20 protein-coding genes are annotated in these 26475 nt (G+C 61.4%); 10 read left to right on the plus strand and 10 right to left on the minus strand.

The window, feature by feature from the left end; all coding sequences use genetic code 11:
- Positions 1–7: 7 nt before the first annotated feature.
- Together FLP30_RS00135 and FLP30_RS00140 are read right to left on the minus strand one after the other, a co-directional pair.
- The gene (locus tag FLP30_RS00135; protein WP_149277799.1) at positions 8–700 is read right to left on the minus strand and encodes a GntR family transcriptional regulator; all 693 of its coding nucleotides are present in this window, start codon (positions 698–700) and stop codon (positions 8–10) included.
- A complete protein-coding gene (locus FLP30_RS00140) occupies positions 697–2529 on the minus strand; it encodes an ABC transporter ATP-binding protein (protein ID WP_149277800.1) in 1833 nt (610 codons plus the stop codon). Before FLP30_RS00140 ends, FLP30_RS00135 begins: the two co-directional genes overlap by 4 nt.
- Before the next feature lie 596 nt (positions 2530–3125).
- On the opposite strand from FLP30_RS00140, the gene FLP30_RS00145 reads away from it, so the two are divergent.
- The 6 genes from FLP30_RS00145 (at position 3126) to rsmA (ending at position 11766) form a co-directional block, all read left to right on the plus strand.
- Positions 3126–4793, plus strand: coding sequence for a porin (locus tag FLP30_RS00145; protein ID WP_149277801.1), 1668 nt, complete (start codon positions 3126–3128; stop codon positions 4791–4793).
- Positions 4794–4869: 76 nt separating this feature from the next.
- The gene (lptF, locus tag FLP30_RS00150; RefSeq protein ID WP_149277802.1) at positions 4870–6018 is read left to right on the plus strand and encodes an LPS export ABC transporter permease LptF; all 1149 of its coding nucleotides are present in this window, start codon (positions 4870–4872) and stop codon (positions 6016–6018) included.
- Between the two features lie 16 nt (positions 6019–6034).
- On the plus strand, positions 6035–7147 hold the full coding sequence (lptG, locus tag FLP30_RS00155; protein ID WP_149277803.1) for an LPS export ABC transporter permease LptG: 1113 nt from the start codon (positions 6035–6037) through the stop codon (positions 7145–7147).
- A complete protein-coding gene (locus FLP30_RS00160; protein WP_246856539.1) occupies positions 7148–9484 on the plus strand; it encodes an LPS-assembly protein LptD in 2337 nt (778 codons plus the stop codon).
- Between the two features lie 159 nt (positions 9485–9643).
- A complete protein-coding gene (locus FLP30_RS00165; protein WP_408834570.1) occupies positions 9644–10918 on the plus strand; it encodes a peptidylprolyl isomerase in 1275 nt (424 codons plus the stop codon).
- A 68-nt stretch (positions 10919–10986) separates the two neighbouring features.
- Entirely contained in the window at positions 10987–11766 is a 780-nt protein-coding gene (rsmA, locus tag FLP30_RS00170; RefSeq protein ID WP_246856652.1) for a 16S rRNA (adenine(1518)-N(6)/adenine(1519)-N(6))-dimethyltransferase RsmA, read from the plus strand.
- Between the two features lie 86 nt (positions 11767–11852).
- On the opposite strand, the gene FLP30_RS00175 is transcribed toward rsmA, so the two are convergent.
- The 8 genes from FLP30_RS00175 to FLP30_RS00210 form a co-directional block, all read right to left on the minus strand.
- Positions 11853–13067: an SAM-dependent methyltransferase gene (locus FLP30_RS00175; protein ID WP_149277806.1), complete on the minus strand. Its 1215-nt coding sequence runs from the start codon at positions 13065–13067 to the stop codon at positions 11853–11855.
- Between the two features lie 108 nt (positions 13068–13175).
- Positions 13176–13766 carry a 50S ribosomal protein L9 gene (gene rplI, locus FLP30_RS00180; RefSeq protein WP_149277807.1) on the minus strand — a complete coding sequence of 197 codons (591 nt, stop codon included), beginning with the start codon at positions 13764–13766 and terminating at the stop codon, positions 13176–13178.
- Positions 13767–13777: 11 nt separating this feature from the next.
- Positions 13778–14053, minus strand: a complete 276-nt coding sequence (rpsR, locus tag FLP30_RS00185) for a 30S ribosomal protein S18 (protein WP_025827191.1) — start codon at positions 14051–14053, stop codon at positions 13778–13780.
- 5 nt (positions 14054–14058) lie between these two features.
- Entirely contained in the window at positions 14059–14505 is a 447-nt protein-coding gene (gene rpsF, locus FLP30_RS00190) for a 30S ribosomal protein S6 (protein WP_149277808.1), read from the minus strand.
- Positions 14506–14665: 160 nt separating this feature from the next.
- The gene (locus tag FLP30_RS00195) at positions 14666–15244 is read right to left on the minus strand and encodes a GNAT family N-acetyltransferase (RefSeq protein ID WP_149277809.1); all 579 of its coding nucleotides are present in this window, start codon (positions 15242–15244) and stop codon (positions 14666–14668) included.
- The gene (rpoD, locus tag FLP30_RS00200) at positions 15234–17207 is read right to left on the minus strand and encodes an RNA polymerase sigma factor RpoD (protein ID WP_149277810.1); all 1974 of its coding nucleotides are present in this window, start codon (positions 17205–17207) and stop codon (positions 15234–15236) included. Before rpoD ends, FLP30_RS00195 begins: the two co-directional genes overlap by 11 nt.
- A 141-nt stretch (positions 17208–17348) precedes the next feature.
- Entirely contained in the window at positions 17349–19223 is a 1875-nt protein-coding gene (dnaG, locus tag FLP30_RS00205; protein WP_149277811.1) for a DNA primase, read from the minus strand.
- Positions 19224–19292: 69 nt separating this feature from the next.
- Positions 19293–19748, minus strand: coding sequence for a GatB/YqeY domain-containing protein (locus FLP30_RS00210; RefSeq protein WP_149277812.1), 456 nt, complete (start codon positions 19746–19748; stop codon positions 19293–19295).
- Between the two features lie 229 nt (positions 19749–19977).
- Between FLP30_RS00210 and carA the strand changes: the two genes are divergently transcribed.
- The 4 genes from carA (at position 19978) to FLP30_RS00230 (ending at position 26471) form a co-directional block, all read left to right on the plus strand.
- The gene (gene carA, locus FLP30_RS00215) at positions 19978–21384 is read left to right on the plus strand and encodes a glutamine-hydrolyzing carbamoyl-phosphate synthase small subunit (RefSeq protein ID WP_149277813.1); all 1407 of its coding nucleotides are present in this window, start codon (positions 19978–19980) and stop codon (positions 21382–21384) included.
- Positions 21385–21400: 16 nt separating this feature from the next.
- Entirely contained in the window at positions 21401–24655 is a 3255-nt protein-coding gene (gene carB / locus FLP30_RS00220) for a carbamoyl-phosphate synthase large subunit (RefSeq protein WP_149277814.1), read from the plus strand.
- 144 nt (positions 24656–24799) lie between these two features.
- Positions 24800–25273, plus strand: a complete 474-nt coding sequence (gene greA / locus FLP30_RS00225; RefSeq protein WP_149277815.1) for a transcription elongation factor GreA — start codon at positions 24800–24802, stop codon at positions 25271–25273.
- A 1-nt stretch (position 25274) separates the two neighbouring features.
- The gene (locus tag FLP30_RS00230) at positions 25275–26471 is read left to right on the plus strand and encodes a threonine ammonia-lyase (RefSeq protein WP_149277816.1); all 1197 of its coding nucleotides are present in this window, start codon (positions 25275–25277) and stop codon (positions 26469–26471) included.
- Positions 26472–26475 lie beyond the last annotated feature (4 nt).

Consider the following 26475-nt stretch of genomic DNA (forward strand, 5'->3'; position numbering starts at 1 on the left):
CTGTTTTTTAGTCCGGCAGCAGGGGTTCCAGCCACGATCTGGCCTGCATGAAATCCCTGCGCAGAGCTTCCACAAGCCCGTCAGCATCCCGCCGGAGGAATGCATCCATCATCAACTGGTGCGGGTGGTCTGCATCTGCCGGGTTGATGGTCGGCAGGCAGTTTGTGGCTGCGTAAATGGGCCCCATACGGACCCACAGACCACGGATCAGGCCGACTGTCAGCAACAGCCGCGAAAAACTGGCTGCTGTGCTGTGGAAAACCACATTGGCAATCGCCGCCCCGCGCGGGTCTGCGGCCTCGTAAGCGGTAATAAAAGCCCGGTGCCGGTCCGCCAGAATAGCCACCTGCTCGGGTGTGATATGGGTGACAAGCTCGCGCGAGATCCGTTCTTCCAGATCCCCCCGCACAGCGTGGATTTCCAAAAACAAGGCGCGGGATGTCAGCGGCACACAGGCCGTATTCCGGTCATCCAGAGCAAGCGCCTGTTCGGACACAAGCCTCAGCAGAGCTTCACGCACAGGGGTTGGGCTCAACCCGAGTGTCGCAGCCAGCGGGCGCAGCACCAGGCGCTCCCCCCCCTGGTAGTTGCAGTATATCAACTGGTCCCTGATCTGCTGATACGCATAAGCAGCCAGGGCACCGCGCCCCTCGGGCCGTGTGCCTGGCTGCGCGGTCTCTGAATTGACGCCAAATATCATTGCGACTGTGTTACCTGCCTGTTCAGAAACTGGCTATAAAGCCCATTCTGCCGCTCAAGCTGGGCGGGAGCGCCGTCCTCGACGATCCTGCCGTCCTGCATGACGACAATCCTATCAAAATTCCGCAGCGTTGACAGCCGGTGCGCCACGGCAATGACCGTGCGACCGACCATGAGCCTGTCCAGCGCTTCCTGCACATGGGCTTCGCTTTCGGTATCCAGGGCACTGGTGGCCTCGTCCAGTATCAGGACCGGGGCGTTGCGCAAAAAGGCGCGGGCAATGGCAATCCGCTGCCGCTGTCCGCCCGAAAGCTTGACACCCCTGTCACCCACCAGAGTTTCAAACTGCTCTGGCAATGCCTCAATAAACGCGGCGCAGCCAGCGGCGGCGGCGGCGGCGCGCACTTCCTCATCCGACGCATCGGGCCGGCCATAGCGGATATTTTCCATGACGGTGCGATGCAGCAGAGAGACATCCTGCGGCACCACCGACAGGCAGGCCCGCAGGGCGTCGTCCGTCAGATCGCGGATATCATGCCCGTCCAGCACGATCACACCAGACTGCACAAACCGCAGGCGCTGCAACAAGGCCAGAACCGTGCTTTTGCCAGAGCCAGAGCGCCCCACAAGCCCCACCCGGGTGCCGGGACCAATATGCAGGTTAAAGTCTGTCAGCACCGATGTGCCGCCAGGATAGGCAAAGCTGACGTTCTGAAAACGGATGTCACCCAGCACCGGCCCTTTGGGCACGGTGGCCCCCGGAGTTTCAGGCATGTCATAAGGCACCAGCAGGGACGACAGCACCTCTGACAGGCGGGCATTGTGCTGGATGGTTTCGACCATCGACAGTGCCAGATCACGGGTGCCGTGCAGCACGGCAAAACCCAGCGTAATGATCATGACAACCTGCCCGACCGTGGCCTCCTGCCATTGCCACAGCAGCACAGCCCACACCAGCAGCCCCGCAGTCAGGGCCGCTGTGACGGCAGCATGCACCATGCGCAGCTTTTCCATATACCGCAGGGACTTCAGCCGTTCGCCCATTTCCCGCTGTGTCAGGGCGTTAAAGCGGGCACGCTCCCGGTTACGCATGCCAAACGCACGGACAAGGGCAATATTGCCCATGACATCCAGCGTTTCCCCCTCCAGCCCGGCGGCGGCGGCGGCGTAGTCCCCATGCAGTCGGCGGCCACGCACAGCCAGCCGGAACATGCCAAAGCAAAGGGCTCCGGCCAGAACAACCGTGGTGCTGCCCATAATGACATTGACCGACAGCAACAGCACAACCGACAGCAGGACATTCAACGCCGGGGGAATGACACTCCAGGCCAGCATGTTCTCGATCGTGAAGCTGACACTGCCTGCTGTCGCAATGCGCGCTGCGAGCGATGTTGGCATACGGTCAGCAAAATACGCGGGGGAATGTCCTGTCAGAAAACGAAAGAGGTCCTGCCGGATATCCCCTGTCACCGCCACAAAGGTACGGGCAGCAAACCACCCCGCAATGCGCCAGCCTAGATTGTCTGCCAGAATCAGCCCGACCAGCACGCCCACAGCCGCCCAGACGGATGTGACCTGCCGGGACGGGGCCGAGCTTGTCATTAAGTCCACCAGATGCCTGATCCCGTAGGACGACAGCACAATGCAACTGACAGCGACAATAACAGCCCCAAAAACCAGCGCGTGCCCCAAAGGCCTGTGCCGCATATAGCGCAGGAGGAACAGGACAGGCCGCCCGGCGTAACGGGGCAGTTCATCATCCGGCACCGTAACCTGCGGGGCGTTGCCTCCGGCTTCGGGCTGCCGCGCGTCCACCGCTTCTGCCGCCAAGCGTTTTCTCCCTTTGCTTCATTCCGCGACTGGGTTGGGCAGGGCTGCCCTACAGGACACCATGCCGCTGTGCTGCACGCAGCATGGCACCCCGGTTACAATATCGGAATAGCCCTGTATGCCCCCATGTGCCACAAAACTGAAAAATCACCCCCGCCACGGCGCAGAGTCCTGACCTGCCTCACCCTGCGCCAGAACCGGTAATCGCGCCGCTGGCGGAATAAAAACTTCGTGAAAACACAGAACTGCGTGAACCTTTTGCGTGCCCACTTTCAGTGAACAAAACACACTGCCCTGCAACAGGCACCACGCAGCCCAGACCCACTTGCATGCACGGGCAACAGGGCTGCTCGGTTGTCATAGTCTCTCCACAATTCAGAGTTTTTCAATAAAGTTCGGTCAGAGCTAGGCCATTCCAGCCCGCAACATGCCGCTCAAAAACAGGCCTCCAATTCCGGCCCGCAGGGACCACACTCTGCCCTTGGCCCCAGTATGGCCATACCGCGCCCCGCCCGCCCCCGCGCGGAGGTATATTGACGACAGGAACACTTGTCTTTCAGAGAGCAATTTCAACCACACTGGGAGCACCACCATCCATGGCGTCGGGAAAAAAGGCACTGGTTGCCACTCTCATGGCCGCATCCGTCGCCGGGTTGCCCTGCGCACCGTTCTCCCGCGCCCATGCGGATGACTACAGCGACCTGCTGGACATCCTGCGCGCCAAGGGCAGCCTGACCAGGCACGAATATGACCTGCTGCTGGTCAAGCACCAGCGCCACACGGCCGAAGCTGCGAATGCGGCGCGCATGCAGGCTCAGGTCCAGCGCCCGGCCCGCGTGGCATCACTCACACCCGGCCACCATGTCGGCGGGCACGCCGGAGCAGCCAGTGCTGCGACATCGAGCTATGAGCCCGGCATCCGCTTTGTGTCCAGTGATGACGAAAGCACCTCCCGCGCAGAGCGCGCAGCCTCCAAGGCAGAGGCCAGCGCACGCTCGGCTCAGGCCGCGGTGGATATGCTGAACAGCGCCGACGTGGTGCATGTGGCCAAATATGTGCCCGGCAAGGGGCTGACGTTCAAGGCCGGTCCGGTGGACATCAACCTGTCGGGCTTTATCAACGGGTTTTACACCTACAACAGCCCCGCCGGTGGCAGCCCGGTGGCTGGTGGTGTTTCTGGCGGCAGCAGTGGGTTTGACTCCTCCTCCGTCCGTAACGGCCTGCTGCCCGCAGGGCTGGCCCTGAAGTTGAGCACCACGCAGGAAGGCATAGACATGTCGGCCGTGATGGGCATGTACCCAGGCATCGACAACGCCAAGAACGGGGCATTCAATGCCAATACCGGCGGTAGCCCGGTGGGGCTTGGCACACCGGGTATCGACTTCCGTCAGATTTACGTCACCTTTGGCAACAGCCGCATCGGCACCTTCAAGGTCGGGCGCGACCTGGCCCTGTTCGGCAGCGACGCCATTATGAACGACGCCACCCTGCTGAGCGTGGGCGCACCCGGTAGCAATGCCTCACCCGGCAATACCTCGCTGGGGCGTATTGGTGTTGGCTATGTCTATGCCGACTGGATTCCGCAGATTTCCTACGCAACGCCCAAATACAAGGGCCTGCAGGGCAAGATTGGTGTCTTCCAGCCGCTGGATGAATTCAACTATGCGGACGGCGGCACGGCCACGCCGCATCTGTCCTCCGTCTCGACCCAGCATGCCTCCCCCATGGTGCAGGGGCAGGTCACGTATGATGGCACTGTGGGGGCTGTGCAGGCGCATATCTGGGCCAGCTTCCTGATCCAGCACCAGCAGGCTTTGTATAGCGAGACACTGAGTGCTGACAGCCACAAGGGTGCCATGGTGGAAGCCGGAGATGTGGGCGCAAAGCTGACATATGGCCCCTTTGAGGGGGTTGGCTACTACTACCGGGGCAGCGGCCTGGGCACGACCGCGCTGTTTTTTGATGGCGTAGCCGCCAACGGCCGCAAGCGCACATCGGAAGGCTATTATGTGCAGGCTGCCTACCATGCCACCAAGAAGTTCAAGCTTGTCGGCAGCTACGGGGTCAGCAATCTGTATCAGGCTCCGGGTGAAAACAGCCCGACACTGGTGCGGCGCAACCAGTCCATTATTGGCGCAGGCTACTACCAGTTGACCGACTGGCTGAACATTGTGGGGGAATACGCCCATACATCGTCCGACGCCCATGGCCCCAACAGCGAGAGCGACAACACGGCCTCCGCTGGTGTGATTCTGGTGTTCTGACACATCTGGCCCCCACCATGCCCGGTCGGGGGCCGGGGCTGTTGTTTCCCTCCGACGTGGGGTAAACAACACGAGCATGATTCCATTTCCGCTTCTGGCCCGCCCGAAAGGGCGGCTCCACACCCTGGATCGCTACATGTTCCGCCAGTTGCTGCTTGCGCTGCTGGCTACAACAGGCGGGCTGGTGGCGTTGATCTGGCTTATGCAGTCCCTGCGCTTTGTCTCTCTTGTCGTCGATCGCGGGCTTTCCCTGCGGGTCTTTCTTGAACTGACCAGCCTGCTCATCCCCTCCTTTGTCGCGGTGGTTCTGCCGATCACCACCTTCATCATGGCGTTGTTTGTGTACCAGCGTCTGGCGGGGGACAGGGAACTGACGGTCATGAAGGCCGCTGGCCTCTCCCCATTCGCGCTGGCGCGCCCTGGGTTAAGCTGTGCGACCATGGCCACAGTAGCCGGGCTGGTGCTCAACCTGTGGCTTGTACCCCTCTCCTACCATGCATTCCGGCAGTATGAGTTTGAAATCCGCAACACAATGGCTGCCTACCTGTTGCAGGAAGGGGTTTTTACGCGCCTGTCCAATACGCTGACAGTTTATGTCCGCTCCCGCACGCATGACGGCATGCTGCATGGCATCCTGGTGGAAGACGACCGCAAGCCCGACAGCCATGCCACCATTCTGGCAACCCATGGCACCATGACGATTGTGAACAACGTGCCTCGCGTTGTCCTGTATGACGGGTCCCGGCAGACATTGGACCGCAAGACAGGCCGCCTGAATGTTCTGGCGTTTGAGGAAGACATGCTTGACCTCTCGATCCCGCGCCAGTCTGACGCGCGTTCGCGCGATGCGTCGGAAATGTCGCTGCCGGAACTGCTGCACCCCGACCCGCGGGAAGTATCACAGCGCGATTTTGGCAAGTTCAAGGTTGAAGGCTGGCGGCGGCTGACATCCCCCTTTACATGCCTGTCGTTTGCACTGGTGGGGCTTGTGGCTGTCCTGCGGGGCAATTTCTCGCGCCATGGCAGCATCAGACGGCCGCTGGTAGCCGTGCTGTCGGTCGTGGGGCTGCTGGCCCTGAACCTGCTGTTGCTGAATCTGGCGGGCCGCAACCTCGCACTGCTACCGCTGATCCCGCTGGTCAGCATTCTGCCAGCCGGGGTCTGCGCCCTTATTCTGTTCATGCCGGGCGCCCTGCCCTCCCGCGCAGCGCGCCCACAGGCATGATACGGCTGGTGCACGCATGATCGTGGCTGTGACCCTCTCCCGCTATATTGCCCGCCAGTTTATGGTGTCGGTGCTGGCCATGCTGGCCTCGCTGACGGGGGTGATCTGCCTGTTCGACTTCATCGACCTGTTGCGCCGCGTGGCCACCAAGCCTGATGTGTCAACCAATATCGTCATCCAGATTGCCCTGCTGCACGTCCCCTTCTTCGCGACGGAAGTGCTACCCTTTGGTGTCATGCTTGGGGGGATCATCTGCTTCTGGCGGCTGACGCGCTCGTCCGAACTGATTGTGGCACGGGCGGCAGGCATTTCCGCCTGGCAGTTTCTGACCGCTCCGGTAGCCTGCGCCATCCTGCTGGGCACGCTCACCACCACGCTGGTTTCTCCCCTGTCCTCCGCCATGTACCGGCGGGCGGAAACACTTGACCAGCTTTACCTGCGTACAGGTGGCGGGCCCCTCAGCCTAGCCGGAGGCACCCTGTGGTTGCGTCAGGCCGACCCACAGAACGGTCCCAAGGCCGTTGCGGTCCTGCACGCACAGGACGTGCAGCTTAAACAGTCCCTTCTGAGCATGCATAACGTGACGGTGCTGCGGCTGGACAAGGACGGCAAGGTACTGGCCCGAATCGAAGCCCCAAGCGGCTATCTGGCCCCCGGCCACTGGGTGCTGGACAACGCAGCCACCGTGCGCCCCAACAGTGTCCTGCGCCCCGCAGGCCGCCTGCTCCTGCCCACCGACCTGACCGTTGGCCGGGTGGAGGAAAGTTTTTCCTCGCCCGACACCTTGTCGGTCTGGGCTCTGCCGGGTTTTATTACCTTGCTGGATCAGTCAGGTTTTTCATCCATCCGGCATCGTATCCGCTTCCAGTCCCTGCTTGCGCTGCCTATGCTGGCAGGCACCATGGCGCTGGTGGCTGCCGGTTTTTCCATGCGTCCTTCACGCCGGGGGGGCGTGGCTCGGATGATCGGGTCTGGTATTGCTGCCGGTTTTCTGCTTTTCACCATATCCAAGGTGGCTGAGCAGTTCGGCAATTCGGGGGCTCTCCCCACTGTGCTGGCCGCATGGGCGCCTACGCTGGCTGGACTCTGTCTGGCTGTTTCACTGCTGCTTCATCTGGAGGATGGCTGATTGACCGTGGTGCCCCGGCCGACTTCATGCAGCCATCTGCTGCGCCCGCGCACAATCCTGCAAGCTGCTACGGCGCTGGGCAGCGTTGCTGCGTGCTTTATGTTCGACCCCGCCCATGTCGCGCACGCGCAGTTCCGGCCGCAGGTCATGCATCTGGATATGGGCAAGCCTGCCTCCAAGGATGACCCCGTCACCTTCCAGGCCGACACGGTTGATTATAACGACGCCGAGCACACCGTAACCTGGTCTGGCAATGTGCAGGTCTGGCAGAACGACCATGTGCTGCGGGCTGACAGAATTATCTATGACCGGGACACCGGAGTCGTCGCAGCACGGGGCAATGTGGCCACCGTGCAGCCCGACGGATCTGTCCTGTACGCCCATTATGCCGAGCTGACAGGCGGCATGAAGGACGGCATCATGCTGCATGTTAACGCCGCCATGGCCGACAATGCCAAGCTGGCGGCCAACGGCCTGCGGCGGACTGCGGGCAAGGTGAATGACCTGAGCCGCGCGGTCTACACAGCCTGCGAAATCTGCGCAAAAGACAAGACAAAACCGCCCTTCTGGCAGTTCCGCGCCTTTGGTGCCACACAGGATATGGAACACCAGAAGATCGACTTCCGCGATGCGTTTTTCGACATCATGGGCGTGCCTGTCCTCTACCTGCCGTTTTTCTCCATCACCGACCCGTCCGCCCAGCGGCACAGCGGCTTTCTCATGCCCGGCATTACGCCGCATGACCGCTACCTGGGCACGTATTTCACCATCCCCTACTACTGGGTGCTGAACGACCAGTCGGACATTACCGTCCAAGGCCTGTTTTCCACCCGTACCGGGCCGCAGATCAGCGCGCAGTACCGCAACCGCTTCAACTTCGGCCGTCTGAATGTACAGGGTGCGCTGGCCTATGACACGCACCACCCCTACGAATACGTCAACGGTTTCGGTGAGCGCGTGGATGGCGGCGGCAGCCATGGGGTGCAGGGCCACCTGTTTGTGCAGGGCCAGTTTGACATCAACAAGCACTGGCGGGCAGGCATTAACGCACGGGTGGCCACATCGGCCGACTATATGCGTGACTACCGTGTGCAGGGGTATGGCGCGGATACCCTGCGCTCCAACATCTATGTCGAAGGCTTTGGCACGGGTGCCTATACCCGCCTGGATACCCAGTTCTATCAGGGCCTCAACCAGGGTGTGATCCACAACGCGGACCTGCCCTTCGGTCTGCCCCGCTATACCTACAGCTTCCTCAGCCAGCCCGATGCGCTGGGGGGGCGGCTGAGTGTTGATACCACCGACTTCAACGTCTACCGCGCAAACGGGACATCCGACCAACGCGGACAGTTGACCCTTAACTGGGACCGGCCCTTTCTGGCCAAATCAGGCCAGCAGTTTTTGCTGACCCTGCGGCTGGATTCCATGATCTACCGCGCCACCAAGCTGTATGAGCAACCCAATTACTACCGCACCTCCCGCGCCATGGTCAGCGGGCAGGTGCTGCCCACCATTGCGCTCAAGACCAACTGGCCGTTTGTTCGCACCTTTGCGCATGGCCGTGGCACGCAGTTGATTGAACCCATTGCCCAGGCCATCTACGCCCCCAATACAGGCATGGGCGTGAATGACTACATCCCCAACGAAGACAGTCTGGCTTACGAATTTACCGATTCCACCCTGTTCTCCCTCAACCGCTATCAGGGCACGGACAGGCTGGACGGCGGGCTGCGCGCCAATGTGGGCGTACATGCCAACTGGACCTGGAACGGCCATGTGGTGGACCTGCTGGCCGGCGAGAGTTTTCAGGAACATATCGAGCATGACCGCCTGCCCTATTCCGGGCTGGACCACCATATCTCCGACCTTGTGGCGCGGGCGCGGGTTTCTCCCAACCAGTATCTCGACTTTACCGCCCGCATGCGACTTGACCCGCACACCACAACCGTCAACTTTGCTGATGCGCTGTTCAGTGCAGGCATCCCGCATGTCCATATCCGTGGTGGGTATATATGGGAGCCTGTCACACCCTATTACTACTATGCGACAGACTACCTCTACGGTTCACCACCCAACCTGTATATTGAACGTACAAGCGAACTCAGCGGCGGGGCCTCCTTCGACTGGGACAACTGGCGCGTGTCCGGGTTTACCCGACGCAGCCTGTCGCGCAATTCGTTTGTGACCGTGGGCGGAGACCTAGGCTACAACAACGACTGCTTTGGCATCGATTTCATGTATCTCAAGCAGTACACCTCCGTTGGCGGGCAGCAGCGCAACTCGACCTATCTTGTAACGGTCAGCCTGAAAACACTGGGTGTTTTTGGTCTTAAGTAAGAAGTTCTTCAAAAATACCGCCTGCTCCGTTATCAGGAGTATCCGTTCCTGTTCTGGCAGAAAGCTGAAAGACCGTTCCGTATGCGTCTGCGCTCCATCACCCTGGCCTACTGCGCCCTGAGCACACTGGCCGTTCCCGCCCTGGTGGGCGTATCCGGCATGGCCATGGCCAGAACAGCCGGAGCTGACAAGCCGGTTGCCGCGGCCAAGCCTGAGCCCGATGACATGATTGTCGCGGTGGTCAACAGTATTCCCCTGACCAAGCGCGATGTGGACAATCGCGGCAAGCTGTTTGCCCTGTCCACCGGCCTGCCCCTGTCACCCGACCTGATGAACAGGCTGCGGCCCCAGATTATCCGCCAGCTCATTGATGAGCGCCTGCGTACGCAGGAAATTCTGGCCCGGCATATCAACATCCCGCCCGAACAGATTGCCGCCGCTATTGGCAACATCGAACACCGCAACGGTATGCCCGAGGGCGCTCTGCGGGCGCATCTGGCAAAGGACGGTGTGTCACTGACAACGCTGATCGACCAGCTGCGCGTGCAGATCGGCTGGATTCAGGTTCTGCGGCAGGAACTGGGTCCGCGCTCGCGTGTGTCACCCGCTGATATTGCCCAGCGGCAGGCCGCTCTGCGGCGTGAGGAAGGCCGGACGGAATACGAAATCAGCGAAATTTTCGTCAAGGTTGATAACCCCCGTCAGGCGCAGGAAGAACTGGCCTTTACCCAGACCATCATCGATCAGCTTCGCAAAGGCGCCCCCTTCCCCATCGTGGCAGCACAGTTCTCGCAAAGCCAGACCGCGCTAGATGGTGGCTCGATGGGGTGGGTGCAGGAAGATGAACTTGACCCCAGCGTTGTGGACATCATCCGGCAGATGCCTGCTGGGGTGGGTGCCATTTCCAACCCCATCAAGGTGCCGGGTGGCTTCCTGATTGTCACGCTCAACAGCAAGCGGATTGTGGGGAAGGAAATTGGGCACATGCTGTCGGTCCGGCAGATTTTCCTGCCCTTCTCGACACCGCTTGACCCGCAGCATGTGACCCAGCAGCAGCAGGAAACGCTGCAAAAGGCCATGCATCTGATGCAGACAGCCCATAACTGCACGGAAATGGAAAACCTGAACAAGGCTGAAGGGGAAAAGCGCCCCTCCAACCCCGGCGACCTGCCGCTGGAACGCCTAAACCCGCAGATGCAGGCCCTGCTGGCCAACCTGCCCGAAGGCCAGGTGTCCAAGCCTGTGGTCTCTCGTGATGGGATCGACCTGCTGATGGTGTGCTCCAGGCAGGAGAAAAACTTCTCCAACCGCTCCCCCAGCGAAATTGCTGACCAGCTGATGAGCGAACGTGTGGAGCAGGCCGCCCGGCAGCTGGACAGCGACCTGCACCGTCGCGCCATGATTGATACACGCGTCAAGCTCAAAGGGGTTTAAGCCTGTCAGACAAACTGGAAAGCCTGCGTGACACCATCCAGCGCCATGGGCTGGAGGCACGCAAGGCACTGGGGCAGCACTTTCTGCTGGACCCCGGCATTACCGGACATATTGCAGCCCTGGCAGGGTCACTTGCCGGGCGGTCGGTTGTGGAGGTCGGGCCAGGCCCAGGAGGGCTGACCCGTGCCCTGCTGGAAACACCGGCCCTGTACGTGCACGCTGTGGAGCTTGATACCCGCGCCATTGCCATTATCGAGGAACTGGCCCAGAACTATCCCGGCCGCCTGAGCATTACGCAGGCCGACGCCCTGAAGTGTGACCTGACAGCCCTTGTACCCGCCCCGCGGCAGATTGTGGCCAACCTACCCTACAATGTCGCCACCCCATTACTGACCGGCTGGCTGCGGCAGGCCACAGAGTGGGAACGACTGACCCTGATGTTCCAACTGGAGGTTGCCGAGCGCATCTGCGCGGCCCCCGACACAGAACATTATGGACGGCTGGCCGTACTCTGCCAGTGGTGCGCGGACTGCGCTGTGGTGATGAAGCTGCCTCCGGGCGCGTTTTCGCCCCCCCCTGCGGTCTGGTCGGCTGTGGCCAGCATAACCCCGCATGCCCAACAGCCCGACCCAAGCCTGTTCCGCGCGATGGAGCAGGTAACAGCGGCAGCCTTTGGCCAACGGCGCAAAATGCTGCGTGGGTCGCTAAAAGGGCTGGATGGTAGCACCTTGCTGGAAGCCACCGGCATTGACGGCACACGCCGCGCCGAAACCCTGACCATTGCAGAGTTTGACGCTCTGGCCCGCGCCCATCTGGCCCGCAAGGCAGACGCACGCACCAAGGCATGACTCACAAAGCTGGCTGACCGGAAGCCGCCCCCGTCTTGGTGCACTTGGTGGCCAAGGCGGAGGTAAACCCAGTTACTGGGTCCTAGTCAGTTCCGGTTTTCCGCCTGCGTCATATAATCACGCGTGAGTGGCACAGCCGTCAGCGATGGGGAAAGCTGGAGCTGAAAGTTCATGTGCCCCTGCACCTCAAACGCCAGTTCGGATGCGGCGAGATAGAATTCGAACATTCTGGCAAACCGCTCATCATACAAAGCCACGGCTTCTGCACGGCGGGCCGCAAAGCGTTCCCGCCAGCAGGCAAGAGTGCGGGCGTAATGCAGACGCAGCACCTCGCAATCTGTCACCCATAGGCCGGAACGTTCGACGGCCCCAAAAACCTCGCTCAACGCAGGGGAATACCCACCGGGGAAGATGTATTTATTCACCCAGGGGTTGGTCGTTCCCGGCCCGTCATTCCGGCCAATGGAGTGCACAAGTGCCACGCCATCCGCCTTCAGGCTTTTGCGTATGACCTCAAAAAATGTCTGGTAATGCCCAATCCCGACATGCTCGAACATGCCAACAGACACAATCCGGTCAAACTGCCGCTGGAGGTGCCGGTAATCCAGCAGCTCAAACCGCACCTGCTTTTCCAGCCCGGCCTGCTGCGCCCTTTGGCGTGCAAAGGTCAGTTGTTCTTCTGACAAGGTAATGCCGGTGACAATGGCACCATAATCACGCGCCAGTGTCAGCGCCATGCCCCCCCAGCCACAGCCAATATCGAGCACTTCCAACCCTGGGCGATCGAGCATGAGTTTGGAGGCAATATGCCGTTTCTTGGCTTCCTGCGCAGCCTCCAGCGTTTCATCCCCGTGGCGGAAATACGCGCAGGAATACTGCCAGTCCTTGTCTAGAAACAGTGCGTAAAGCTGATTGCCCAGGTCGTAATGGTGCGCCACATTCCGTCGTGACCGGGCCGTAGGGTTAAACTGGATCCAGCCACGCCGCACATAACGCAGGGCAGCCCCCAGTTGTTCAACCACGTGCCCACCCGGCCGCATGGCGTTGAGCATGAGCAGGTGCAGCAGGTCATACAGGCTGCAATCCAGCGGGGCGACAGCCCCTTCCATATAGGATTCGCCAAAAGCCAGACCTGGGTTAAACAACAAGGCGCGCACTGCTGCGGCATTTTTCAGCCAGACCCCGGCCTGCGGCCCAGCCTGAGGCCCCACATACTGTTGGACAGCGCCATCGGGCCACCGTACGCCCAATGAACCCGCCTGCACGAACTGTTTGAGTACCCGGTCTAGAAGGTGTTGCATAACAATGGTTTTCCCCCTGAGCTGGAAAGCCATTGAAGCATAGGACAAAAAAAAGGGACGGAAAAATATCCGTCCCTTCTTTCACAGGTTTGTGCAGAAAAACGACCCTTAGGCGTTATCTTCCTGCGCACCCTCTTCAGCGTCTTCAGAGACGATTTCACCTTCGATGAAGGCTTCGTCGCCCGCCAGGGTCGCTTCTTCTTCAGGTGTTCTGGCTTCGCCACGTGCCTGACGTTCGGCTTCTTCTGCCGAGCGAGCCACGTTGACGGTGACAGGAACAACAACTTCCGGGTGCAGAGCCACCTTGACCGCGAACAGGCCCAGGGCCTTGATCGGGTGGTCGAGGGAGACCTGCTGACGGTCGATGGTGAAGCCAGCTTCGGTCACGATCTGGGAAATGTCGCGGGTGCTGACGGAGCCATAAAGGCTACCGCTGTCACCGGCCTGACGGATCAGGACGACAGCCAGACCTTCCATGCGTTCGGACAGGCGCTCGGCCTCTTCACGACGCTTGACGTTCTGCGCTTCCAGCTGGACGCGTTCACGATCGAAACGGGCAAGGTTGGCAGCGTTCGCACGGATCGCTTTGCCCTGCGGCAGCAGGTAGTTACGGGCATAACCCGGACGTACCTTAACCACATCGCCCATCTGGCCCAGGTGCTCAACGCGCTGGAGCAGGATTACTTCTGTAGCAGCCATGGTTGTTCCCCTCAGCTCACAACGTAGGGAAGCAGGGCCAGGAAGCGGGCGCGCTTGATAGCCTGCGCCAGCTCACGCTGCTTCTTGGCGGAAACCGCCGTGATGCGGCTCGGAACGATCTTGCCACGTTCGGACAGGAAGCGGCTAAGCAGACGCACGTCCTTGTAGTCGATCTTGGGCGCATTGGGGCCGGAGAACGGGCAGGACTTGCGACGACGGTAGAACGGACGACGCGCGCCAACTGCCGGACGACGGGCGGCGGGGTTGATTTCTGTTGTTTCAGACATCTGGATCACTCCGCTCCGTTGTCAGCCAGGTCAGCCGGGCGTTCTTCACCACGACGGCCACGGCCACTTTCAAAACGACCACCAACGGGCTTGGGGCCACGGAAGCCGCCGCGTTCGCCACGGTCTTCACCCTTGCGGGACAGAACCGGGGACGGAGCTTCATCAATGGTGTCCACCCGCAGCGTCAGCAGACGCAGGATGTCTTCATTGAGGGAAAGCTGGCGTTCGATTTCCTTGACCAGTTCCGAACGAGCTTCCAGACCCAGCAGGGTGTAGTGGCCCTTGCGGTTCTTCTTGATCCGGTAAGCCAGGCTGCGCAGGCCCCAGTATTCCCGCTTGCGGACAGCGCCGCCATCGGCTTCAACCTGAGCTGCAATGCCATCAACGATGGCATCGACCTGCTGCTGGGAAATGTCATTCCGCGCGATAAGCACGGTTTCATAAAGCGGCATGTTGACTCCCTTCGGATAAAATCAACCTACCCGGTCCGGACCCTTCCGGTTTACGGTGGCCCCGCACAAAGGCGGAACCTGCAGGTATAGCCGGGCCAATGCCATGGTCCCGGCAGGGAAAGGGCAGTCTCAACCACATCTGAGGCTAAAACGCAAGCCCTCAGGCGCGCAAATGCGGCGGAATTGTCAGGCCCAGCCTGTCGGGTACGTCCCACACTTCCTCCACCTGCCGCAGCACATCAAACCCGGCATCGCGGTAGAGTGGCAGGGCACGCGGGTGGTCGGCTGTGCAGGTATTGACCCGCACACGCAGCGGGTTACCCCGCCAGGCACGCCGCAGCACGGTATCGAGGAAAGCACGGCCTACCCCCTGGCCAATAGCCTCGGGGAACAGGCCGAAATAGGCAATATTGGGAGACGATGGGTCGGCGCGGTTAATTTCGTAAAACCCGCGCACATTCCCATTGTCACGCAGCAGACCGATTTCAATCGGGGCGACTGCCAGAAAATGCTCCAGCGGTTCGTCCGGCACGGCCTGACGCATCCACCAGCAGCACGACCGCCCAACCCTGTCATGCAGGACACGATAAGCCGCCAGCGAGGGCTGCACACCGTGTTCCACACTCCACCCTGCGGGCAGGAGCAGGCGCGGGCCTGCGGGTGGGCTCACCATTTGCATGAAGGTGACGATCACCTTCATGCGGGTTGTCGGTTCTGGGCTATGCAGCTCAGTTATCATCCAGGAACGAACGCAGCTTGCGGCTACGGCTGGGGTGCTTGAGCTTGCGCAGGGCCTTGGCTTCGATCTGGCGGATACGTTCACGCGTCACGTTGAACTGCTGCCCGACTTCTTCCAAGGTGTGATCGGTGTTCATCCCGATCCCAAAGCGCATACGCAGCACACGTTCCTCACGCGGGGTAAGGGACGCCAGCACACGGGTTGTGGCCTCACGCAAGTTGGTCTGGATAGCCGCATCCAGCGGAATGACCGCGGACTTGTCCTCGATGAAGTCACCCAGATGGCTGTCTTCCTCGTCACCAATCGGGGTTTCGAGCGAGATCGGCTCCTTGGCGATTTTGAGCACCTTGCGCACTTTTTCAAGCGGCATGCCCAGCTTTTCAGCCAGCTCTTCCGGCGCGGGCTCACGACCGATTTCATGCAGCATCTGGCGCGATGTCCGCACCAGCTTGTTGATGGTTTCGATCATATGCACCGGAATACGGATGGTGCGCGCCTGATCCGCGATGGAGCGGGTAATGGCCTGCCTGATCCACCAGGTCGCATAGGTGGAGAACTTGTACCCACGGCGGTATTCAAACTTGTCCACCGCCTTCATCAGCCCGATGTTGCCCTCCTGAATGAGGTCAAGGAACTGAAGGCCACGGTTGGTGTATTTCTTGGCAATCGAGATCACGAGCCGCAGGTTGGCCTCGATCATTTCCTTCTTGGCGCGGGCGGAATCACGCTCGCCACGGGCGACGGTTGCGTAAACGCGACGGAATTCGCCAATCGGCAGGCCTGTTTCCTGCGCCAGCAGGGCAACCTGATTACGCAGGTCAATCACGGTTGCCGCGTGCTTGGCCACAAAGTTCTTCCACGACCGGCCCGGCAGGGCCGAGGCCATGTCCATCCAGTTGGGGTCAAGCTCGTTGCCGCGATATTTCAGCAAAAAGTCATCGCGCGAGACGCGGCAGCTTTCTGCCAGACGCAGCATCCGCCCTTCCAGCACGTTCAGCTTCTGGAACATCTGCTTGAGATGGATGACCAGCTCTTCAATCCGGTTGTTGTGCAGGTGGATCTGCTCCACTTTGCTAACCAGTTGTTCACGCAGGGCCGTATAAGCTTCCTCGAACGCGCCATCGACATCGGAGCCGGATGTCAGGGCGTTGATACGCCGTGCCTGCAACTTGCGCAGTTCGACGTATAGGGGTTCGATTTCATCAAAATGCGCAAGAATTTCAGGCTTGAGCTTTTCTTCCAGCGCAGACAGGGACAGGCCGCTGCCTTCACCCTCGATCTCGCCTTCGCCTTCCTGGTCTTCGCTTTCCTCGCTCTCCGATTCGGCAAAGCCGCCCTCACCCTCTTCCGAAGTGCCTTCTTCCAGCGGGTTGCCCCCGCTCTGCATGGCTTCGAGGTCAACAATGTCACGCAGCAGCATTTCGCTGTTACGGATCATCTCATGCCAGGAAATGATGGCTTTGAAGGTCAGCGGGCTTTCGCACAGCCCGCCGATCATCTCATCCCGGCCAGCCTCGATCCGCTTGGCAATGGCGATTTCGCCTTCGCGCGAGAGCAGTTCGACCGTGCCCATTTCGCGCAGGTACATGCGCACCGGATCGTCCGTACGGCCAACACTTTCAGCATTGACGTTGCCAGACGGGCCGCCTTCACCCTCGGCTTCGGCCTCTTCTTCCTCAGCGTTTTCCTCGCCTTCTGCGTCTTTCTGGGGTTCGGCTTCGTCAGCGTCTTCGCTTTCGACAACCTGAATTCCCATTTCCGACAGAAGGGCCATGATGTCCTCAATCTGTTCAGAGGACATCTTGTCCTGGGGCAGAACGGCATTGAGTTCATCAAATGTGATGCACCCCCGCTCACGCCCCTTGGCAATCAGCTTCTTGACTGATGATGACTGCGTATCAAGCAGGCTGGCATCGCCATCCTGTTCCTGCGCCGTATTCGCTGATGCCGTTTTTGTCGCCATTCCAGACCTGCCCCTCCCACCTGCATCCGGAGAGGATGCAGCACGACCAGTTTACCATGTACCGTTTCCAAGGCGGGCAGGAGTTGGGATATCCTGCGCCCCAAGTCAAGGGGAACACGCCCTGAACATGACGGAACGGGGTTAGAGATCAACCCCATCCACGCTGCCACGGCGTAATTTTTCCAGTGTTTCCAGCCGGGCCTGCAACCGCTGCCACTGGCTGGAATCTCCGCCCCCTCCGGCAAAAAAGCGCGCAACATCCTGCGTCACTTCGCGCTCAAAACCATCCCTGTTCAGAAGACCATAAAAATGCCACCACCGGGTTCTGGCAAGCGCCAGCTGGGCCTGGTCTTCCTCCTCCATGCCGTCAGCCTCGGCAATGGCGGCTACCTCTTCTACACGCATCACGGCCCGAATGGTTGCCTCAGCCGCGTTATTGCAGGCCCACTGCCACAAGGCTCCGCCACTTGCAGGCAACCCGCCCTCGGCTGAAAGATCCAGCAACAGGCCACGCAGCCTGTCCAGGGGCTGGGGCAGGTCAAGGCGGCACAGGGCCTCCTCCACATCCGGCATGAGTGCCGGGTGCCTCAGCAACAGGCACAGCAGCAGCCGTTGGCGCTCCCGCACCTGATCCAGCACCACAGGTACAGCATCGGAGCGCGCAAGACCATCCCCCCCGGCATATCCCCCCCGGCCACCCCCCTGCCTTGGCCCACCACCACCGCGCCCCGACCGGCGGAAAGCCGCAAAAAAACTGTCCAACAAGGCCGAACGATATTCCGACGCCAGCGCCTTGTCGGGGATCAGAGCCGCAGCCTCGGTCAGTTTACGGCGCAGGGCGGCCCTTTCCTCCGGCGCAGGATTGTCACCAAGCCCCCCCGCCAGAAGGGAGAACAGCACAGACGACAACGGCTGCGCGCCCGCCAGCAGGCCCGCCATGGCCTGCCCGCCCTGCCCGCGCAGCAGACTGTCGGGGTCCTCCCCCTCCGGCAGCAGGCAGATCCGTAGCGACCGCTCGGGCTGCAACAGCGGCAATGCGACCTCTGCTGCACGCACAGCAGCCTTGCGCCCTGCGGCATCCCCATCAAAACAGAGGATCGGCACAGGAGCGACCTGCCACAGCACCTCCAACTGCTCGGTTGTCAGCGCCGTACCCAGCGGGGCCACAGCGCCACAGAACCCGGCCTGATGCAGGGCTATGACATCCATATACCCTTCAACCACCAACAGGTCCGGTCCGCTCTCTCCCCTTGGGCGTGGGGCACGGACTGCGGCACGCGCACGGTCCAGACCAAACAGCAGCCTGCGTTTGGAAAACAGGGGCGTTTCAGGACCGTTCAGATATTTGGGCTGCCCGTCACCCAGAATACGCCCACCAAAGGAGACCAGACGGCCCTTGCGGTCGCGGATAGGAAACGTCACGCGGCCCCAGAACAGCTCCCCCTTGGGCCTGCCGTCCTCATCAACCCGCATCAGCCCGGCTTCGGCCATTCTTTCAGGGGCGATTCCTTCGCGCCCCAGCACCTCGACCAAGGCACCCCGACGCTCGCTCGCCCAGCCTAACCCAAAGGCGGCCAGAGTGTCCCGCGTCAGCCCGCGTTGCAGCAGATAGTCCAGTCCTGCGCGGCCCTCTGGCCTGTACAGCGCCTCAGCCCACACTTTCTGCGCCGCGACCAGAACATCCTCTAACGAGCGGGCATGGATCACCGCCCTCTCGGCCTCCCGCGTCTGGGCGGGCACCTCCATGCCTGCGGCTGAGGCAAGCTCCTCCACCGTTTCCGGAAAAGCCTTGCCTTCCATCTGCATGACAAAGGAGATGACATCACCATGCACACCGCAGCCAAAGCAGTGAAAATGGTCGTCATAGACATAGAAAGAGGGCGTTTTTTCCCCATGGAAGGGGCAGCAGCCCTTCCAGTTCCGGCCGGAGCGCGCAAGCTTGACCCTGCGCCCGATCACAGACGCTATGGGGGTGCGTGCGCGCAGTTCGTCCAGAAAACCGGGGTCTATCGCCATCCGCCTCTTTCCTTGCCGGGTGATGGCACAGCCTGCGACTGCCGCACCATCACGCTTGGATGGTCTGGTTTAGGCCAGCCGCGCCCGCACGGCAGCACTGGCACGCGCCATATCAAGCGCGGCCCCGAACTTGCCCTTCAGCTCGGCCATGACCTTGCCCATGTCCTTGACCGAGGCGGCCTGCGTTTGTGCAATGGCGTCCACCACAGCGGCTTCCAGCGCGGCTTCATCCAGCTCGGGCGGCAGATAGCTGCGAATCACGGCAATTTCGGCTTCTTCCTTATCCGCCAGTTCCGGCCGCCCGCCATCGCGGTACAGGGTTGCGGACTCCGTGCGGGACTTGATCATGCCGCGCAGAGCGCTCAGGCCTTCTTCCTCGCTCAGGGTGTCCACCCCTTTGGCGCGCCCGGCAATTTCCACATCCTTCAGGCGGGCCGTAATCATGCGGATTGTTGCAACACGGGCAGCCTCGCCCGCCTTCATCGCGGTTTTCAGGTCGGCCATAAGGCTTTCGCGAAGGGTCATATCCTTAACTCCATGTTATGCCACGCCCGGGCATGCTTGATCGAGGCGCACCTTATCCTCCCGCAAGGCACTCCCCTGCAAGGAGAACACCGCCCGGTGAGGCGGAAAATCCACACATTGGGAAAAAACTTCCCAGCCTCCACGCCATGACGCGAGGTCGGTGGGAAATTTCTTCCCACCCGCGCCGTCGAGTGGTAGAAATGGTGATGGGGAGGCCAAAGTCCATACCATGCCCATGACCATCGACACCATCATCGCCCGCATAGGCGGCGCCGAAGCCACGGCCCGACTGACCGGCGTCGGCACCGAAGCCATTCGCAAATGGCGGCAGGCGCAGGCCATTCCGGCGCGCCACTGGCCCGTGATCGCACAGGCCACCGGCCTGTCGCTTGAAGACCTCCAGCCCGCCCCGATCGTGACAGACAGCCCCGCCCCCCCACAGGGCGGCAGCAAGACAGGAACACCCATGCCCGACGCCCGCCCCGATGGCGCCACCGCCGCTCTCGTTCTCGCAGATGGAAGCGTATTCTGGGGGAAAGGCTTTGGTGCCTTCACACCCGCTTCGGCCATCGGTGAAATCTGCTTCTCCACCAGCATGACCGGCTATCAGGAAACCCTGACCGATCCTTCCTTTGCCGGGCAGATCATCACCTTCACCTTCCCGCACATCGGCAATGTCGGCACCAATGCGGAAGATGCTGAAGCCACCCGCGTGTTTGCCCGCGGCCTGGTGGTGAAGGAAGACCCGACCGAGCCCGCCAACTGGCGCTCTGACACCAGCCTGGACGCATGGCTGAAGGCACAGGGCGTGACCGGCATTGCCGGGGTTGATACCCGCGCCCTGACACTGGCTATCCGCGACAATGGCGCGCAGACCGCAGCCCTTGTCTTCCCGCAGGATGGCCGGATTGACCTTGACAGCGCGCTGGAGGCCGCCCGCACCTGGCCGGGGCTGGAAGGTATGGACCTGGCCAAGGACGTAACCTGCGCAGCCCCCTACACCTGGGACGAGAGCGTATGGCAGTGGCCGCAGGGCAGCCGCCCCGCCCCCACCAACCGCCGCAAGGTGGTCGCGGTTGACTACGGCGCAAAACGCAACATCCTGCGCTGCCTTGTCGCCGCCGGGTGTGACGTGACCGTTGTGCCCGCCACCACGACAGGTGAGGAAATTCTGGCCCTGGCCCCCGCAGGTGTTTTCCTGTCCAACGGCCCTGGTGACCCGGCCGCTACCGCCAGCTACGCGGTGCCCGCCATCCGCGCTGTGCTGGACGCCGGTATTCCGCTGTTTGGCATCTGCCTTGGTCACCAGTTGCTGGCCCTGTCCCTGGGAGCCAAAACCTACAAGATGGAACGCGGCCACCGTGGTGCCAACCAACCGGTCAAGGACTTGGCAACAAACCGGGTTGAAATTACCAGCCAGAACCATGGTTTTGCGGTTGACGCCAACACCCTGCCCGATGACGCCCATGTCACCCATGTGAGCCTGTTTGATGGCTCGAACGAAGGGCTGGCCTCTGACCGTTATGCGGCTTTTTCCGTGCAGTACCACCCCGAAGCAAGCCCCGGCCCGTCCGACAGCTTCTACCTGTTTGAACGGTTTGTCGCCCTGATCGACAGCCATAGCGCCACGAAATAACAGGACCGAACGTACCATGCCCAAACGGACAGACATCCGCTCCATCCTCATCATCGGCGCCGGTCCTATTGTTATCGGTCAGGCGTGCGAGTTTGACTATTCCGGCGCACAGGCCTGCAAGGCCCTGCGGGAAGAAGGCTACAGGGTCATCCTGGTCAATTCCAACCCGGCCACCATCATGACCGATCCGGGCCTTGCGGACGCCACCTATGTGGAGCCCATTACCCCCGAGGTGGTCGAGCGCATTATCCTCAAGGAAAAACCCGACGCCGTGCTGCCCACCATGGGTGGCCAGACAGCGCTGAACACAGCCATGGCGCTACATGCTTCAGGCTTTCTGGAAAAGCATGGGGTGGAACTGATCGGTGCGCGCGCCGACGTGATCGACCGTGCGGAAGACCGGCAGAAATTCCGCGAAGCCATGGACGCCATCGGCATTGAAAGCCCGCGCAGCTTTATTGCCCATACCCTGGCTGAAGCGCACGAGGCCCTCAAGCAGATCGGCTTTCCCACCATTATCCGCCCCTCCTTCACCATGGGTGGGTCTGGCGGTGGTATTGCCTACAACCGCGAAGAGTTTGAGCAGATCATCCTCTCCGGTCTCGACGCCTCCCCCACCACGGAAGTGCTGGTGGAAGAATCCGTCCTGGGCTGGAAAGAGTTTGAAATGGAAGTGGTCCGCGACACGGCGGACAACTGCATTATCATCTGCTCGATCGAGAACATCGACCCCATGGGCGTGCATACGGGTGACTCCATCACCGTTGCCCCCGCGCTGACGCTGACCGACAAAGAATACCAGCGTATGCGCGATGCCTCCATCGCCTGCCTGCGCGCCATTGGCGTGGAAACGGGGGGGTCGAACGTGCAGTTCGGCATCAACCCCAAGGACGGCCGCATGGTGGTGATTGAAATGAACCCCCGTGTCTCGCGCTCCTCCGCGCTGGCATCCAAGGCAACCGGCTTCCCCATTGCCAAGGTCGCGGCCAAGCTGGCTGTTGGCTACACGCTGGACGAGCTGAAGAACGACATCACGCGCACCACCCCGGCCTCCTTCGAGCCGACGATCGACTATGTGGTGGTCAAGATCCCGCGCTTCACCTTCGAGAAGTTCCCCGGCGCGCCTGCCCTGCTGTCCACCTCCATGAAGTCGGTGGGTGAGGCCATGGCCATTGGCCGCTCCTTCCCCGAAGCCCTGCAAAAGGGCCTGCGGTCGATGGAAACCGGCCTGAACGGGCTGGACCCGGTCGAAGTGCCCGGCGATGGTGGGGACGACGCCTTCCGCGCTGCCCTGTCCCAGCCCCGGCCGGAACGCATCCTCATGGCCGCACAGGCGCTGCGTGCGGGCCTGTCGGTTGAGGATATTCACGAAGCCTGCAAGTTCGAACCCTGGTTCCTGCGGGAAATGCAGCGCATCATCGCCGCCGAGCGTGAGGTGGAAGCCCACGGCCTGCCCACCGATGCCCGCCACCTGCGCCGCCTGAAGGCCCTGGGCTTTTCCGACGTGCAGCTTGCCCGCCTGTCGGGCACACAGCCTGCGGAAGTTGCCCGCCTGCGTGAAGACAAGGGCGTGGTGCCTGCCTACCGCCGGATTGATACCTGCGCGGGTGAGTTCACCTCCAACACGCCCTATATGTATTCCAGCTACGAAGGGTATTTTGCCCCCCCAGCCTGTGAATCCCACCCGACCGACCGCGAGAAGATCATCATCCTTGGTGGTGGCCCCAACAGGATCGGCCAGGGGATCGAGTTCGACTACTGCTGTGTGCATGCGGCCTACGCCCTGCGCGAAGCGGGTTACGAGACCATTATGGTCAACTGTAACCCCGAGACGGTCTCCACCGACTATGACACCTCCGACCGGCTGTATTTTGAACCGCTGACCGCCGAGGATGTGATTGCCCTGATCCGTTGCGAACAGCGCAACGGCACGGTGCGCGGCTGCATTGTGCAGTATGGTGGCCAGACCCCGCTCAAGCTGTCCCGCGCGCTGGAGGCCGCAGGCATTCCGCTGCTGGGCACCCCGGCCGATGCCATTGACCGGGCAGAAGACCGCGAGCGTTTTCAGGCCATGCTGCACAAGCTGGGCCTGCGCCAGCCTGAAAACGGCATTGCCCGCAACCCTGAAGAAGCCGAGGCCGTGGCCGAGCGCGTGGGCTACCCGGTGGTTGTCCGCCCGTCCTACGTGCTGGGTGGCCGTGCGATGGAAATCGTTTACGACCGCGCCTCGCTCCAGCGCTACATGCGCGATGTGCTGCGTCTGGCCGGGCACGAAATTTCCTCTGGCCCGATCCTGCTCGACCGCTACCTTAACGAAGCCATTGAGGCCGATGTGGACTGCATTGCCGACGGCACCACCGTTTATGTGGCTGGGGTCATGGAACATATTGAGGAAGCAGGCATCCACTCTGGCGACAGCGCCTGCGCCCTGCCCCCCTACACCCTGTCCCCCGCAATCGTGACCGAACTGAAAGCCCAGACAGAAGCCATGGCCAGGGAACTGGGCATTGTCGGGCTGATGAACGTGCAGTACGCCATCAAGGATCAGGAAGTCTTTGTGCTGGAGGTTAACCCCCGCGCATCGCGCACGGTGCCGTTTGTCGCCAAGGCCACGGGGGTTCCGGTGGCTAAAATCGGTGCCCGTGTCATGGCGGGTGACCAGTTGAGCGCCTTCAACCTTGATGACAAGGCTGTGGTGCCGCATGTCGCGGTCAAGGAAGCGGTCTTCCCCTTCAACCGCTTTGCGGAAGTGGACACCATCCTCGGTCCGGAAATGCGCTCCACCGGCGAAGTCATGGGTCTGGACACCTCCTTCGAGCGGGCTTTTGCCAAATCCCAGCTTGGGGCGGGCGTCAAGCTGCCTACATCGGGGGCTGTGTTCCTGTCGGTGCGCGAAAGCGACAAGCCGCAGTTGCCTGCGCTGGGCCGCCTGCTGGCGTCCATGGGCTTCAAGATCCTGGCCACACGCGGCACCGCCCGCAAGCTGCGTGAGTCCGGTATTGAGGTGGAAAATATCAACAAGGTGCTCGAAGGGCGGCCCCACTGCGTGGATGCCATCCGCTCGGGTGAGGTGCAGATGGTCATCAACACCGCACAGGGCGCGCAGTCCGTTGCTGACAGTTTTGACATCCGCCGCTCGGCCCTGGTACTGGGTATTCCGCACTACACAACCATGGCGGGTGCGCGGGCTGCAACCCACGCCATTGCGGCAATCCGCAAAGGACCGCTTGAAGTTGCGCCGCTTCAGTCATATTTTAGCGGATCGTTCTAATCGACTGGGCTGGCGTTAACATCCGGCCCCATCGTTAGCGGCCTGGTGGCCCCCTTGGCTCAAGGGGTGCCGCCAGGCCGTGTTCTGTTTATAACTTCCGTGTCGACCCCTCCCGGGCCGGCAGCTTTATTCCGGGGACATGCCTTGCAGAAAACTCCCATGACGGGCAAAGGCCTGCAACAGCTGGAAGACGAACTTCGCAAGCTGAAATCCGAGGAACGTCCGGCTGTCATCCGCGCTATCGCGGAAGCCCGCAGCCATGGCGACCTGTCTGAAAATGCCGAATACCATGCCGCGCGTGAACGCCAGTCGTTTATCGAAGGCCGTATTCTGGAGCTGGAAGACATCATCTCCACGGCCGAGGTGATCGACCCTGCCTCTCTCTCGGGCAGTCACGTCAAGTTCGGCGCCACTGTCTGCCTTGTTGATGAAGACACCGACAAGGAAATTACCTACCAGATCGTTGGCCTGCACGAAGCTGAAATCAAGCAGGGCAAGATTTCCATTTCCTCACCGCTGGCCAAATCCCTTATTGGCAAGCAGGAAGGGGACACTGTTTCCGTTCCCGCACCGGGCGGCGACCGCACGTACGAAATCCTGTCCGTAAAATTTATCTGACATGATCTCTCTTGAGGATATCACCGCGGCGGCCGAGCGCATCCGCGGCAAGGTCATCCGCACGCCCACCATTGCCTCGCACGCATTGTCCAAAGCCACTGGCGCGGACATTACGCTCAAGCTGGAAAACCTGCAGGCGGTAGGGTCCTTCAAGGAACGCGGGGCAGCCAACAAGCTGGCCCTGCTGTCCGCCGAGGAACGCGCACGCGGTGTTATTGCCGTTTCCGCTGGCAATCATGCCCAGGGCGTTGCCCGCCATGCCAGCCTGCTGGGGATAGACGCCGTTATTGTCATGCCCCGCTTTACACCGGCAGGCAAAGTGGTACGCACCCGCAACTGGGGGGCAAAAGTGCTGCTGGAAGGCGAAAGCTTTGCCGAAGCACTGGCCTTTGCCCAGAACCTGCAGGCGCGTGAAGGCCGGACCTTTGTCCACCCCTACGACGACCCCGCCGTTATGGCCGGACAGGGCACCTGCGCGCTGGAACTGCTGGAAGATGCCGGGCCGCTGGATGCGCTGGTCGTGCCTATTGGCGGTGGCGGCCTGCTGTCGGGCTGTGCCGTTGCGGCCCGTGCCCTGCGGCCTGACCTGCGCCTTATTGGTGTGCAGGTTGAAAATTATGACTCGCTCTGCGCTTTCCCCGGCCCGGCCACCCGCCCTAACGGCGGAGCAACCATTGCCGAGGGTATTGCCGTCCTGCAGATCGGGCAGCAGACCGATGCGGTTATCCGCAAGCTGGTGGACGAGGTTCTGGTTGTCTCGGAATCTGCGGTTGAAAACGCCATTACCCTGCTGGCCGAAGGCGCCAAACAGGTCAGTGAAGGCGCCGGCGGTGCCGCACTGGCTGCGGTGCTGACCTACCCTGAACTTTTCCGGGACAAGAAAGTCGCCCTGCCGATCTCGGGCGGGAACATCGACAGCCGTATCCTGGCTAATACCCTGCTGCGCGCCATGCTGCGCGACGGGCGCATCCTGCGGCTTGTCATGGAAATCCCTGATCGCCCTGGCGTGCTGGCTGATATTTCCAAAACCATCGGACAGGCCGGGGGGAACATCATAGAAGTCTCCCACCAGCGCCTGTTTGCCGCGCCATCGGTGCAGGCTGCGGAGCTGGAAGTCATGATCGAGGCGCGTGACCCCGAACATGCCGCCCAGATTACCAAAGCGTTGGAAAAAACCTACATCGTCCGCAGGGCCTGACCCA

Source organism: Acetobacter vaccinii (assembly GCF_008365315.1).
Lineage (GTDB): Bacteria > Pseudomonadota > Alphaproteobacteria > Acetobacterales > Acetobacteraceae > Acetobacter > Acetobacter vaccinii.

Coding starts and splice junctions, on each gene's coding strand:
- rpsF (WP_149277808.1), bottom strand. CDS start 14,505: ATGCCGCTTTATGAAACCGTGCTTATCGCGCGGAATGACATTTCCCAG.
- rpoD (WP_149277810.1), bottom strand. CDS start 17,207: ATGGCGACAAAAACGGCATCAGCGAATACGGCGCAGGAACAGGATGGC.
- rpsR (WP_025827191.1), bottom strand. CDS start 14,053: ATGTCTGAAACAACAGAAATCAACCCCGCCGCCCGTCGTCCGGCAGTT.
- carA (WP_149277813.1), top strand. CDS start 19,978: ATGCCCATGACCATCGACACCATCATCGCCCGCATAGGCGGCGCCGAA.
- FLP30_RS00195 (WP_149277809.1), bottom strand. CDS start 15,244: ATGATAACTGAGCTGCATAGCCCAGAACCGACAACCCGCATGAAGGTG.
- FLP30_RS00145 (WP_149277801.1), top strand. CDS start 3,126: ATGGCGTCGGGAAAAAAGGCACTGGTTGCCACTCTCATGGCCGCATCC.
- dnaG (WP_149277811.1), bottom strand. CDS start 19,223: ATGGCGATAGACCCCGGTTTTCTGGACGAACTGCGCGCACGCACCCCC.
- FLP30_RS00230 (WP_149277816.1), top strand. CDS start 25,275: ATGATCTCTCTTGAGGATATCACCGCGGCGGCCGAGCGCATCCGCGGC.
- rplI (WP_149277807.1), bottom strand. CDS start 13,766: ATGGCTGCTACAGAAGTAATCCTGCTCCAGCGCGTTGAGCACCTGGGC.
- lptF (WP_149277802.1), top strand. CDS start 4,870: ATGATTCCATTTCCGCTTCTGGCCCGCCCGAAAGGGCGGCTCCACACC.
- FLP30_RS00135 (WP_149277799.1), bottom strand. CDS start 700: ATGATATTTGGCGTCAATTCAGAGACCGCGCAGCCAGGCACACGGCCC.
- FLP30_RS00175 (WP_149277806.1), bottom strand. CDS start 13,067: ATGCAACACCTTCTAGACCGGGTACTCAAACAGTTCGTGCAGGCGGGT.
- FLP30_RS00210 (WP_149277812.1), bottom strand. CDS start 19,748: ATGACCCTTCGCGAAAGCCTTATGGCCGACCTGAAAACCGCGATGAAG.
- FLP30_RS00165 (WP_408834570.1), top strand. CDS start 9,644: ATGGCCATGGCCAGAACAGCCGGAGCTGACAAGCCGGTTGCCGCGGCC.
- lptG (WP_149277803.1), top strand. CDS start 6,035: ATGATCGTGGCTGTGACCCTCTCCCGCTATATTGCCCGCCAGTTTATG.
- carB (WP_149277814.1), top strand. CDS start 21,401: ATGCCCAAACGGACAGACATCCGCTCCATCCTCATCATCGGCGCCGGT.